This is a genomic window from Acidobacteriota bacterium (assembly GCA_030697165.1).
Taxonomy (GTDB): domain Bacteria; phylum Acidobacteriota; class Vicinamibacteria; order Vicinamibacterales; family UBA2999; genus 12-FULL-67-14b.
Genome location: JAUYQQ010000015.1, coordinates 170,881 through 183,661, shown reverse-complemented (window position 1 = coordinate 183,661; position 12,781 = coordinate 170,881). Strand labels below are relative to the sequence as shown.

The 12,781-nt window shown below is 66.2% G+C and carries 12 protein-coding genes; 6 read left to right on the top strand and 6 right to left on the bottom strand.

The features are described from left to right. The first annotated feature begins 21 nt into the window (after positions 1-21). Together Q8T13_14500 and Q8T13_14495 are read left to right on the top strand one after the other, a co-directional pair. Positions 22-573 (top strand): FMN-binding protein, encoded by a 552-nt coding sequence (locus Q8T13_14500; protein ID MDP3718969.1) that lies wholly within the window; start codon positions 22-24, stop codon positions 571-573. Continuing rightward, positions 573-1,457, top strand: a complete 885-nt coding sequence (locus Q8T13_14495) for a 4Fe-4S binding protein (GenBank protein MDP3718968.1) — start codon at positions 573-575, stop codon at positions 1,455-1,457. Before Q8T13_14500 ends, Q8T13_14495 begins: the two co-directional genes overlap by 1 nt. Positions 1,458-1,536: 79 nt before the next feature. On the opposite strand, the gene Q8T13_14490 is transcribed toward Q8T13_14495, so the two are convergent. Together Q8T13_14490 and Q8T13_14485 are read right to left on the bottom strand one after the other, a co-directional pair. After that, positions 1,537-2,853, bottom strand: coding sequence for a dicarboxylate/amino acid:cation symporter (locus Q8T13_14490; GenBank protein MDP3718967.1), 1,317 nt, complete (start codon positions 2,851-2,853; stop codon positions 1,537-1,539). Positions 2,854-2,928: 75 nt separating this feature from the next. Next, entirely contained in the window at positions 2,929-3,948 is a 1,020-nt protein-coding gene (locus Q8T13_14485) for an FAD:protein FMN transferase (GenBank protein ID MDP3718966.1), read from the bottom strand. A gap of 24 nt (positions 3,949-3,972) precedes the next feature. On the opposite strand from Q8T13_14485, the gene Q8T13_14480 reads away from it, so the two are divergent. The 3 genes from Q8T13_14480 (at position 3,973) to Q8T13_14470 (ending at position 6,789) form a co-directional block, all read left to right on the top strand. After that, positions 3,973-4,293, top strand: a complete 321-nt coding sequence (locus Q8T13_14480) for a hypothetical protein (GenBank protein MDP3718965.1) — start codon at positions 3,973-3,975, stop codon at positions 4,291-4,293. A 96-nt stretch (positions 4,294-4,389) separates the two neighbouring features. Further along, positions 4,390-5,769 carry a cytochrome c gene (locus Q8T13_14475; protein ID MDP3718964.1) on the top strand — a complete coding sequence of 460 codons (1,380 nt, stop codon included), beginning with the start codon at positions 4,390-4,392 and terminating at the stop codon, positions 5,767-5,769. A gap of 6 nt (positions 5,770-5,775) precedes the next feature. Beyond that, complete coding sequence (locus Q8T13_14470; protein ID MDP3718963.1) at positions 5,776-6,789, top strand: hypothetical protein; 1,014 nt, start codon at positions 5,776-5,778, stop codon at positions 6,787-6,789. Positions 6,790-6,879: 90 nt separating this feature from the next. On the opposite strand, the gene Q8T13_14465 is transcribed toward Q8T13_14470, so the two are convergent. Genes Q8T13_14465 through Q8T13_14450 form a run of 4 tightly spaced genes read right to left on the bottom strand, consistent with a single transcriptional unit; the run spans position 6,880 to position 11,300 of the window. After that, positions 6,880-8,064, bottom strand: coding sequence for an ABC transporter permease (locus tag Q8T13_14465; protein ID MDP3718962.1), 1,185 nt, complete (start codon positions 8,062-8,064; stop codon positions 6,880-6,882). Then, positions 8,061-8,834 carry an ATP-binding cassette domain-containing protein gene (locus Q8T13_14460; protein ID MDP3718961.1) on the bottom strand — a complete coding sequence of 258 codons (774 nt, stop codon included), beginning with the start codon at positions 8,832-8,834 and terminating at the stop codon, positions 8,061-8,063. The genes Q8T13_14465 and Q8T13_14460 overlap by 4 nt, the downstream gene beginning before the upstream one ends. After that, positions 8,831-10,336 (bottom strand): alpha/beta fold hydrolase, encoded by a 1,506-nt coding sequence (locus tag Q8T13_14455; protein MDP3718960.1) that lies wholly within the window; start codon positions 10,334-10,336, stop codon positions 8,831-8,833. The genes Q8T13_14460 and Q8T13_14455 overlap by 4 nt, the downstream gene beginning before the upstream one ends. Positions 10,337-10,352: 16 nt before the next feature. Next, the gene (locus Q8T13_14450; protein MDP3718959.1) at positions 10,353-11,300 is read right to left on the bottom strand and encodes a DPP IV N-terminal domain-containing protein; all 948 of its coding nucleotides are present in this window, start codon (positions 11,298-11,300) and stop codon (positions 10,353-10,355) included. A 216-nt stretch (positions 11,301-11,516) separates the two neighbouring features. Between Q8T13_14450 and Q8T13_14445 the strand changes: the two genes are divergently transcribed. Next, positions 11,517-12,728, top strand: a complete 1,212-nt coding sequence (locus tag Q8T13_14445) for an NADP-dependent isocitrate dehydrogenase (protein ID MDP3718958.1) — start codon at positions 11,517-11,519, stop codon at positions 12,726-12,728. Positions 12,729-12,781: the final 53 nt, after the last annotated feature.

Sequence of the window (12,781 nt, the reverse complement as noted above, 5' to 3'; positions counted from 1 at the left end):
CTTGGCCAAGGTCACGGAGGGGTGTTTTTGAAGCGATTCGGCGTCCTCATTCTGATGCTCAGCACGGCTGGACTGGTCACCCTCGCGGCGCAAACCAAACGGATTTTCACGAATCCCCGGCCGGAACCGCATTTCAAGACGCTCTTCCCGAACGCCGGCGGCTTTTCGACCCTGGGCGGCACGCCGCTGCACTACAAGGTGTTCGGCGCCGATCCGAAGACCAACCCCGGGGCGCCGCCGATTGGCTTCATCTTCTGGACCACCGACCTCGTGCCCAACGAGCGCGCGTATCACGGCCCCATTCACTTTTTGGTCGGCATGGACACCAAGGGCGTGATCCAGAACGTGGTGCTCGACTACAACTCCGAGCCGTACGGCTACTTCTCGATCGACCTGCCGAACTTCGTCCCGCAATTCAAGAACAAGAGCATTCGCGATCCGTTTCGCGTCGGCGGCGACATCGCGGCCATCTCGCGCGCGTCCATCACCGTGAACGGCGCCGCGCGCGCCATTCGTGAATCGTCGCGGATCATGGCGAAGACCTTCCTGACGCCTGATCAAGTCAAGCCGTAATGGTCCAGCCCGACGACCCCTGGGGCTTCGAGGATGAGGCCGTCGAGACCTGGGCCGACATTCTCGCGCCGCAGTACCTCGACATCGCCCTGCTGGCGGCCTTCCTGGTGCTGGCCGTGGTCAGCTTCACGCGCAAGAGCGTGCCGCTCAAGCTGGTGACGTTCGCGTTCGCCATCGGCTACCTGGGCTTCGCCAAGAGCTACCTGATTTCCATCACCAACATCTTCAGCATCGTGGACTGGAACTGGCCGGTGCCGAAGTACAACGTGGCGTGGTACCTGTTTTTCGGGTTCACGGTGGTGTCAACCATCCTGTGGGGCCGGCTCTATTGCGGCCGGGTCTGCGCCTACGGCGCGCTCACGCAAACCCTCGACGTGATCCTGCCGAACGCGTGGCGGTTCGACGTGCCGCGGCCGATCGAGAAGCGCGCCAACCTGATCAAGTACGGTGTGCTGGTTACCGTGCTGGCCTACTACGTGGCCACGCACAACCTGTTGATCTACCAGTACGTCGAGCCGTTCTGGATGTTCGGGTTGTTTGGGACCACCGCCATGTGGACGGGCCTGGGGTTGTTGCTGGTGGCCACGCTGTTCGTGCGCAACCTCTACTGCCGTTTCCTGTGCCCGGTCGGTGCCACCCTGGGGTTGATGTCATACCTGACGGTGTTTCGCATCAAGCGCTGGGCCGAGTGCAACACCTGCAAGATGTGCCAGAAGACCTGCCAGTGGGGGGCGATCGAAGGACCGAAGATCCTCGTCGCCGAGTGCGTGCGCTGTGACGACTGCGAGCGCCTGTATGCGGACACCGTGAAGTGTCCGCACTGGCGCATCATCGATTATCAGTCGAGGAAGATCCGGATGCTCCCGTTGCAGCCGGTTCGATAGTTTCACAGGAGTTCAGGAGGGGAGGAGAACCTAAAGTACTTACTTCTGAGCTCCTGACCTCCTGTAACTCTTCTTACGGTTACGCCGTCTTGGGCACGTCCGAGGGCTTCCACAGCCCCTCGTTGCGCGCCACCCAGGTCGCCGCCGTCATGTCGCTGTAGACGTTCACCGTCGTCCGCGACATGTCGAGGATGCGGTCCACTCCGAGGACGATGGCAATGGCTTCGCCGGGGACGCCGAACATCACCAGGATGCCGACCAGCAGCGGAATGGACCCGCCGGGCACGCCGGCGGCGCCGATCGCGGTAATCACCGACATGACCATCACGATCACCATCTGCGTCAGCGTCAGGTCGACGTTGAAGATCTCGGCCAGGAAAATGACCGTGATGCCCTCGAAGATGGCGGTGCCATTCATGCACATGGTGCTGCCGATCGGCAGCACGAACCCGGCAATGGTGCGCGGGACGCCGAGCTGGGTGTTGACCACTTCGAGGGCGGTCGGCAGCGTCGCGCTGCTCGAACTGGTCGAAAACGCGGTCACGAGCGCCGCCTTGACGCGGGTGAAGAAGACCCAGGGCGACAGGCCGATCAGGAAGAAGATGACGAGCGACAGGGTGATGCCGGAGTGGGCGAGCAGGGCCACCAGCACCGTCGCCACATAGGCGGCAATCGCGGCCAGCAGGTCGAAGCCGAACCGGGACAAGACCGTGAAGATCAGGCCCGCCACCCCGAACGGCGCGATGATCATGGCGAAGTGGATGATCTGCGTCACCACGGCGTTCAAGGCCTCGAGCCAGGAGATCATCGGCCGCGCCTTGGCCTCCGGGATCAGCGTCAGCGCGGCGCCGAACACCAGCCCGAAGAAGATCACGGCGAGCATGTCGGTGTTGACCGCGGCCTGCAGCGGATTGCGAGGCACGATGTTGATCAGCGTCTGCATGCCGAAGGTGCTGGTGGCGGCCACCTCGACCCGGCCCGACGCGTCCTCCGAGAACCGTTCCATCAGCTCGGCGCGCGTTTCCGGCGTCACCCGCTCCCATGGCCGCGCCAGGTTGACGATTACCAGCCCCAACGTAGCCGCCAGCACCGTCGTGACCAGGAAGTACCCCACCGCCTTGCCGCCGATGCGGCCGACCTTGCGGATGTCGCCCTGGCCGCAGACGCCGAGGGCGATGGAGGCGAACACCAGCGGCATCACCACCATGAACAGCATGCGGAGGAAGATCTGCCCGATTGGCACGGCCACGTAGTCGTTCACGGCGACGACGACGGGATGGGCGGCGCCCACGGTCATGTTGACGATGATTCCGGCGGTCGCGCCGAAGGCGAGGCCGAGAAGAATCTTCGTGTGGAGCTTCATGCCGGGGCCGGAGGAACTTAGCGATTCGCTCATTGGGCCAAGAGTGTACCGCAACCAGTGGCTGGTCGGGCAAGCCGATCGCAACCGAGGGCGCATCGGCTCCCACGCCTACGGCGCGCTGGTGGGTGGCGCGGTCAGGGTCACGCGGCCCTCGAGGCCGCTCGATACCAGCACCTGGTTGCCGGCGGTCACGATGACGGCTTCGACGTGGGGCAGCCGTTCGACCAGTGCCATGCCCTCGGCCGGGCCGAGAATGAACACGCCCGTCGAGAGGACGTCGGCGAGCATGGCGCTGGCGGTGACAATGGTCACGCTGCGCGCGCCGGTGGCCGGGGTGCCGCGATCGGGATCGATCAGGTGGTGATAGCGGACGCCGTCCTTGATGAAGAACCGTTCGTAATCCCCCGAGGTGCTGAGGGTGCCGTCGCCGAGGTCAACCGTGGCAAACGTCCGGCCGGCCGGTCCCCGCGGATCGGCGATCCCCAACGTCCACGCGGTAGGGCCGTTGCGGCCGGCCACGTAAAGGTCGCCGCCACTCTGGATCAGAAAGTCGGCGAAGCCGCGCTCGCGCAGGATGGCCGCGGCCCGGTCCACGGCATAGCCCTTGCCGATGCCGCCCAGGTGAATGCGGGTACCCGTCTTCGTGATCCGGGCCGTGCCGGCCGCCCGGTCCACCTGCACGAGCCGATAGTCAACGAAAGGGAGCCGCGCCGCGATGGCCTGTGGGTCCGGCACGCGGTTGTCCTGGTCGTGATCGAACTTCCAGATGTCGGCGAGCGCGCCGAAGGTGATGTCGAACTTGCCGCCCGTCCAGTCGCTGGCCTGGGCCGCCGCCTCCAGCACCGCGATGGTGTCGCGGCTGACCGCCACCGGCTCGCCGCCGGCCGCGTCGTTGATGCGGACGACGTCGCTGCCGGGATTCCACCCGCTCAGGAGCGATTCGAGCCGGTCGAACTCGCGAAACACCTGGTCGATGGCCGCGGCGGCAGTCGCGTCGCTCGTGCTCCACACCTGCACGCGCAACTGCGAGCCCATGGCCAGCCGCGACCGTTCAACGGGATGGCGCCCGGGCAGCGGCTCCGCGCACGCCGCGCACGCGAGGGCGAGAACCAAGAGCAGCAGCGGCATCGGCGGTATGCTGGAAACAGTACCATGCCGACCGCCGCGCCCGTGCAACTGGAGATTACCCGCAATCATCCCGAAGACATCCAGGATCGCCCCGTCTACCTGTGGGTCGACGGCGAGAAATGGGACGGCGTGCTGCGCTACGGCAAGACCTTCACCCGCGAACTGGCGCCGGGCCGCCATTGCGTGAAAGCGCACAACACGCTGTTCGGGCACACGGTGGAGTTCGACGCCGCCGACGGCGAGACCGTTCGCTTCCGCTGCGAGAACGGCCTGACCGGTGGCGGCATGCTGATGGTGTTGATGATGGGCGTGGCGTACCTGCGCGTACGCCTAATCCGACTCTAGTTCCCCAGCAGCGGTTTCTGCTATATTGCCGGCGTTCGGCCCCCGGAGGGCCAGCGGGCCAGCCGGCCCATCGGTGGAACCACAAGGAGCGCCTGAATGAGCGGTCTGTTGAAGCCCTTCGGAGTCCTCGCGGCGGTGGCCGCCCTCGGTCTGGCCACGCCGGTCCCTGCCGCTGCCCAGGCGGCCGCCGGGCCAACCTTCACCAAAGACATCGCCCCGATCTTCCAGAACAAGTGTGAAGCGTGTCATCGGCCCGATTCGATCGCGCCGATGTCGCTCGTCACCTACGAGGAATCGCGGCCGTGGGCACGCTCGATCAAGAACCGCGTGCAGGTGCGGCAGATGCCGCCGTGGCACATCGACAAGACCACCGGCATCCAGGAATTCCAGAACGACCGCTCGCTCTCCGACAAGGAGATTGAGACCATCGCGAAGTGGGTGGACGCCGGCGCGCCAAAGGGCGACCCGAAGGACCTGCCGCCGCCGGTCAAGTGGCCGAGCGAACAGGGCTGGAACTACGCCAGCCACTTCGGCCAGGCCGAGCCCGACCTGATTATCAAGTCGCTGCCGTGGACCCAGAAGGCCGGCGCCAATGATGCCTGGTGGAAGCCGGTGGTCGAAACCGGCCTGACCGAGCCGCGCTGGGTGCGCGCCATCGAACTGCGCCCGGGCTCGGTCAAGGGCCGCAAGATTACGCACCATGCGATCGCGCGCCTGCAGCAGGTGGAGACCGACGAGCTCGCCGCCAACCCCCTCGACGCCAACGGCAACCCGCTGCCCGGCACCTTCATGGAGTGGGCCGTCGGCAAGCAGGGCGAGATGATGCGCCCCGGCGCCGGCAAGCTGATGCTGCCCGGCTCGCGGATCGTCTGGGACGTGCACTACTCGAACGGCGGTGAGGACATCACCGATCACGTCGAACTGGGCATCTACTTCTACCCGAAGGGCCAGGAGCCGAAGTATCGCCAGGTGCTGCACCTGATGGGCGGCACCAACGCCGGCGGCAGCGCCGGGCTGGGCTCGGCCGTCGACATTCCGCCCAACAGCGTCAAGGCCACCGTCGGCTACTTCCTGATGCGCGAGAACGGCCGCGTCGAGAGCTTCCAGCCGCACATGCACTTGCGCGGCAAGGCCATGTCGATGGAAGCGATCCTGCCCAACGGACAGATCCAGGTGCTCAGTCACGTCGCCGACTTCAACTTCAACTGGCACAACACCTATGTCTATGCCGAGACCGCCGCGCCGCTGCTGCCCAAGGGCACGCTGATCAAGGTGACCGGCTGGCACGACAACACCGCGGCCAACAAGGCCAACCCCGATCCGAATGTCTGGGTGGGCTACGGCGACCGCACCGTGGACGAGATGGCGCATGCCTGGGTCAACGTCACCTATCTGTCGGACACCGACTACCGCGCCGAAATCGCCACTCGCAGCCAGCAGCTCGGCCTGACCACAGCCGCGCGGCAGCAGCAGTAGGTGCCGATGCGCGCACACACGTTCGCGACCGCGGCCGCCGCGGCCGCTCTCGTCATCAGCGGGACCGGCGCCGGCACCTCGGCGCAGGTCGCGCCACCCCGGACGCAGTCGCAGGGGGTGCTGGTGGAGCCGCTCGGCGCCTCAGACGAAGCGATCTACCCGGCCTTCGAAGGCTTTGGTCCCCTCAAGGACGGCTCGCAGGTCCTGCTGCTCGGCTACTTCAATCGCAACCGCGCGCAGTCGCTCGACATTCCGGTTGGTCCGAACAACCGGATTGAGCCCGGCGGCCCGGACTTCGGCCAGCCCACGCACTTTCACCCCGGGCGTCAGCACGGCGTGTTTGCCATTACGATCCCGAAAGACTTCGGCACCAAGCGCCTCACGTGGACGCTGGTCGCCAACGGTCACACCACGACGGTGTCGTTCTGGGCCAACCCGCCGTACTGGATCGATTTCTACAAGAACACCGCCAACGGCAACGAACCACCGCGGATCAAGTTCGCGGAGGCGGGACCCGAATACACCGGTCCGCCGCGCGAGCGCTTCGTCCAGACCCTGTCGGGCACGGTCGGCCAGCCGGTGACGCTCACGGCGTGGGCCGCCGATCAACCGCCGACCATCGTGTTCGAGTCGGCGCCGCCGGCGGCCGCCGCGACCCGAAAGCCGGTGCGTCCGCCCACCGCCACCGAACCCATGCCCGCGATCGTCGGCGGCCGGATCATCGGCGGCGGCGCGGCGGCTCCCGCGGCGGCTGCCGCCACGGCGGTGCAACGCCGCGGCGACTTCCGCGTGTTGTGGAAGAAGTACCGTGGCCCTGGTGAGGTGACGATCGCCGACGAGGTGCTGGCCCTCGAGAACGGCGGCGATGCGAAGAAGTGGGTCGAGGCGAAGACCACGGCCACGTTCAGCACGCCGGGCACCTACTGGCTGCGCGCGCAGGTCAACGACAGTTCCGGCGATGGCGGCGGCGGCGACCAATGCTGCTGGACCACCGCTCACGTCGTCGTCAATGTGAAGTAGCCAGTAGCCAGTAGCCAGTAGCCAGTAGCCAGAAGCCAGAAAGACAAGCACTCTTCTGGCATCTGGTTACTGGCATCTGGCTACCGAATCTTACCGTCCAAAAATAATCTTCTCCCTCATCAGCAACCCCGAGGTCAGGCGGACCATGACGATCGCCAGCGCGATGTTGGTGATCGCCACCACCACGAACACGGCCGGGTGAATCGGCTTGTTGCCAAGCACGTCGGTCATCAGCGACTGCTGCCCGAGCCAGGGGATGTAGTACATCCACGCCTTGGTGGTCATGGTGTTCATGGTCGCCATCATGCCCGGGACCATCTGCGCCATCATCAGGAAGCTCAGGTAGCTCTGCGCCTCCTTGAACGACTTGGCGAAGGTCGCCACGTACATCTGGAGCGCGACGATCAGCGGCACGAGCGGCAGCACCGCCGCCAGCGTGCCGGCGAGTTGGGGGACGCCCAGCTGGAAGCGCAGCCCCAGGTCCTGCAGCGGAATGTACTGAAACAGCGCGAACAGCAGCCCGCCGGTGAAGAGCACGGCCAGCAGGGCGGTGGCGGTGCCGGCGATCCACTTGCCGGCCGCAATCGCGCCGCGTGGCGCCGGGTTGACCAGCAGCGCCTCGATCGAGCCGCGCTCGCGCTCGCCGGCCGTCGAGTCGGTGGCGATCTGCATGGCGCCGGTGAAGGCGGTGATCATCACGAACAGCGGGATGAACCCGAGAATCATCGCGGCGCGCTGTTGCGCGCTCGACACCTCGACGTCTTCCACCTGCACCGGCGCGGCCACCACCGGGCTGACGCCGCGCGCGATCAGGCGCAGGCTGCCAATCTCGCTGCTGTAACGCTGGAACAGCGCGCGCACCCGCTGCACCTTCGGCCGGGCATTCTGGCTCGAGCTGTCGGCCACCAGCCGTACCTGCGCCGGCTTGGAGGCCGCAAACTGCTTCGCGAAATTCTCGGGGATCACCACGATCACATCTTCGCGCCGGGTGCGGACGGCTTCTTCGGCGTCGGCGGGGCCGTCGACGATCGTGATGCCGGGCTGCTGGCGCAGCCACTCGACCAGCGCCGGCGCGTGCGCCGCGCCGACCACCGGCACGGTGACGTCCTCGACCTGCCGCTGCCGGCTGGCCAGGCTGTTGAACATAAAACCAATCATCACCGGCGCGAGCAGCGAGCTCACGAGCAGCGTGATGATCGACCGGCGGTCGCGCGACCAGTCGACCAGCTCTTTGCGGCACACCACCATCGCCTGTGTCAGCGAGCTGGACTTCATGACCGCGCCCCCGTTGCGCCCGTCGCGCTGCGCTCGTCGGGCGCTGCGTCGGCGTCAAGGCCGCTCAGTGCGACAAAGGCGTCCTCGAGATTCTGGTGCCCGGTCTGCTGTCGCAGGTCGTCCGGTGACCCGGCCGCCACGATCTTGCCGCGCGCGATTACCACGATGGTGTCGCAGAGCGCCGAGACCTCCTGCATCACGTGGCTCGAGAACAACACGGTATGCCCTTCGCCCTTCAGCCGCCGGATGATTTCGCGGACGGCACGCGTGCTCATCACGTCGAGGCCGTTGGTCGGCTCGTCGAGCAGCACGTTCTTCGGGTTGTGGACGATCGCGCGTGCCAGCGCGGTCTTGGTCCGCTCGCCGTGCGAGAAGCCGGCGACCCGGCGGTCGGCCACCGCCTTCATGTCGAGCAGCGCCAGCAGGTGCTCGGTGCGACTAGCGAGGTCGGCCCCGGTAATGCCCTGCAGCTCGCCGAAGTAGCGGATGTGCTCGCGGGCGGTCAGGCGCGGATAGAGGCCCGACTGGTCCGGCAGCACCCCCAGGCGCAGACGGGCGCCCTGCGGATCGGTGACCGGATCGATACCGTCCACCAGGATTCGGCCCTCGTCCGGCCGCATCAACGTGTACAGCATGCGCAACGTCGTCGTCTTGCCGGCGCCATTCGGTCCCAGGAGGCCCGTGACGGCGCCGTCGGCGGCCGTGAAGGAGACTCCATCAACGGCGCGGACGTCGCCGAAATGCTTGTGGAGGTTCTCGACTTGAATCATCCGCCTTCGCCCTGCATTTCTGCCGGGCTTCGGCGGGACAAGCTTGCGCCGGTACCGGGGTTGGGACCGGCCGGGGTCACGAAGAACGGCGGCCGCTTCACGTTGGCCATGCAGCTCGTGTCGAGCCCCACGGTATCGCCCTTGGTGAGGAAGGCGCGGATGATGCGCAGGCCGCAGCCGGTGCCACCGGCGGTGTGACCGGTGCCGGGCATCACGATGTGCTTCGAGTTGGACAGGTGCTTCGCAATCTCGTCGCCCCACACCGGCGGCGTCACGGGATCGAGTGCCCCGGACATTACCAGCGTCGGCACCGCCGAGGTCACCGGCTCGTAGAACGCGTCGGCGACCTCGCCCCTCGGCCAGAAGTCGCACGCGTCCTGCTGCAAGCGCATCACGTACGGGCCGAACAACGAGCCCGCCGATTCCTTCGCGACGTCAGCCGGCGTGATGCGCGGCGCATCCTCCGCGCAGATCACCGACAGCTGCATGCCGACGCTCATGTTGGCGGGACCGCCGCTGTCGCCGATCGAGGCCAGGGCCAGCAGGCCCTGGAAGTCGTTCTGCTCGGCTCGCTCGATGAGCGCCGGAATCAGCGACGAGGCCATGGGGATGTAGAGGGTCCCGGCGAGGACGTTGGCCAGCAAGCGGGCGGTCATGGTGAGGTCGCCGCGCTCGCCGGTGCGCGGATGCACGACCGCGACGGTGGGCGGCGCCTGTTCGAGCCGCGCCATCAGGGCGCCGAGGCGCGCCTGCAGGTTGGGATGGCTGGTGTTGCACGCGGCGTTGGCGGCGCAGTCGGCCAGCAGCAGGTCGAGCGCGCGCTGGACGTCGCGCGGAAAGAACAGCGGCAACCGCATGTTGGTGGGCGCGACTCCGTCGAGGATAGCGGTCCGCACGCGGTCCCCGTGCTGGCGCAGGTAGACCAGGCCCGCGCGCGTGCCGTAGGAGCCGCCGTAGATGTTGATCTTCTCGTAACCGAGAAACGCCCGGACGTCGTCCAGGTCGTCCATCGCGATCGAGGTGGTGTAAAGGCGCACGTCGGCGTCGTAGCCGGCCAGGCACTGCTTCAGCATGGCGATCGCGTCGGCCTCGGTCCGCCCCATGGCCTTCAGCGAATCATCCTCATCCGCGCACTCCAGGGGATGCGACTTGCCGGTGCCGCGCTGGTCCACCAGCACGAGGTCGCGATCGGTCAGCACCTGGCGGAACATCTCGCGCAGGCTCTTGGCCATCTTGGCCGCGCCCTGGCCGGGCCCGCCGGCCAGGAAGAACAGCGGGTCGGCAGCCGCGTCGGCGCGCAGCGCCGGCAGCAGCACGATGTTCAGGTCAATCTGGCGCCCCTGTTTGGTCGCGCGGTTCTCGTAGACCGTGAGCGTGCCGCAATACGCGTCTACCGGCGTGTCGTTGCCGGTGCACGGCTTCAGCCGATCGGTGGCGGAGAGCTGGGTTGGTTGAGAGCAGCCGCCGAGCACAAGGACGGCGAGGAGGAGGCAACGTCGCACGCTTGCGATTCTGACGCTATGGCTTCCAGTCTGGCAAGCGATCGTTGCCGGGACCGGTGGTGAGGCGCTGCGGCGGGCGCGAGCCGTCGGCGGGTGCGATCGCGAGGTCCCAGTCTTCGCCCTTGTGGTGGGCGGGACTGACCGACATGGCCAGCCACCGGCCATCGCGCGACCAATCGGGGTAGTAGTGCCACATGCCCGGTGCGACCGGCAGGGTTCGCGGCGTGGCGCCGTCGGCACCGCGGACCTGGATCGTGGACGGTTCGGTGGCGAGCAGGACGTTGGCCAGCGTGCGTCCGTCGGGTGACCAGGAGGGCCAGCAGGCGCCGCCGCTGTTGTCGAGCGCGCGGGTGCGGCCGGTGGCGAGATCGAGAATGTGGACTTGGAACTCCCAGAACTGCAGGCGCTGGAGCGTCTGCGCGGCGAAGGCCACGAGCTTTCCGTCAGGCGAGACACTGGGCATGATCGCGCGGCCGACGAAGTGGTGGGTCAGCCGATCGACCCGGCGGTCGTTCAGCCACACCCGATACAGGTCGCTGCGGCTGTCGCGCTCGGAGCTGAAGATCAGGCTCTGGCCGTCTGGCATCCAGATCGGATCGAAGTCGTTGGCGGGGTGATCGGTCACGCGGGTAACGTTGGTGCCGTCGGCATTCATGACGTACAGATCGAAGTTGCCGCCTCGCGAAGACACGAACGAGATGCGCCGGCCGTCAGGCGACCACTTGGGATGCTGATCGTGGTGATTTCGTCCCGAGGTGAGTTGCGCCACCATGCCGGTCGCGAGGTCGATTGAAAAAAGGTGATTGCGGCCGTCGGGATTGTCCGCGGCGCGCAGGTCGGACTGGAAGACCAGCGTACCGGTAAGGCCCTTGGGAAACGGGGTTGCTACCTGAGGCGTTGCCGGCGCCTGGGCCGCGAGCCGGCCACAGCTCAACAGGAGAATCACAACAATCACGCGAGCCATGATCGAGAGTAGCCCAGAATTGAAACCTAACAGGAGATCAAGAGTTCAAGAGACTGTTCTTCAAAACCGTTCCCCTGAGCTGAAGACGCTCTGAATATCCTTCTCTTGAACTCCTGATCTCCTGTGGGTTTTTTGGTGGGATATCATGTGATGTTCGGGTTGCGTGCCGGGAGTCTCCGGGGCCGCCCCCTCATCAACACCTGATAGGAGCGTTTCGTGGCGAAGATCAAGGTCAAGAACCCCGTCGTCGAGATGGACGGCGACGAGATGACGCGCATCATCTGGCAGAAGATTCGTGAAACCCTCATCCTGCCGTATCTCGACATCGACCTGAAGTACTTCGACCTCGGGGTCGAGGCGCGCGACCAGACCGGCGATCAGATCACGATCGATTCGGCCAACGCGACCCGCCAGTACGGCGTGGCCGTGAAGTGCGCGACGATCACGCCCGACGAAGCGCGCGTGAAGGAGTTCGGCCTCAAGCAGATGTGGAAGTCGCCCAACGGCACCATCCGCAACATCCTCGACGGCACCATCTTCCGCGAGCCGATCATCTGCAAGAACGTGCCGCGCCTGGTGCCACACTGGGACAAGCCGGTGGTGGTGGCCCGTCACGGGTTCGGCGATCAGTATCGCGCGCAGGACTTCACGTTCCCCGGCGCCGGCACGCTCACGCTCAGCTGGACGCCCGAGGGCGGCGGCGAGCCGATTTCGCGCGAGATCATCAAGGCCAAGGGCAGCGGCATCGCCCTGGGCATGTTCAACCTCGACGCCTCGATCGAAGGTTTCGCGCGCGCGTGCTTCACCTACGCGCTGGGCCGCAACTACCCAGTCTACCTGTCGACGAAGAACACCATCCTCAAGGTCTACGACGGCACCTTCAAGAACACCTTCGAGCGTGTCTACAACGCCGAGTTCAAGACCCAGTTCGAGGCCAAGGGCCTGACCTATGAGCACCGGCTGATCGACGACATGGTGGCGTCGAACCTGAAGTGGAACGGTGGCTACCTGTGGGCCTGCAAGAACTACGACGGCGACGTGCAGTCGGATACGGTGGCGCAGGGCTACGGCTCACTTGGCCTGATGACGTCGGTGCTGATGTCGCCCGATGGCAAGGCAGTCGAGGCCGAGGCCGCGCACGGCACGGTGACGCGCCACTACCGCATGCACCAGCAGGGCAAGCCGACCTCGACCAACCCGATCGCCTCGATCTATGCGTGGACGCGCGGCCTGCAGTATCGCGGCCGCTTTGACGGCACCGCCGACGTGGTGGCGTTTGCCGAGACCCTCGAGAAAGTCTGTGTGGACGTGGTCGAGTCGGGCCGCATGACCAAGGACCTCGCCATCCTGATCCGGCCAGACCACCCCTATCTCACGACCGAAGAGTTCCTCTCGGCGATCGATTCAGAACTCAAGTCGCGGATGTAAGACAGACGGTGCACGCGGGTCGGCACCTGCCTCTACTCGTAGCGAGCGCCTGA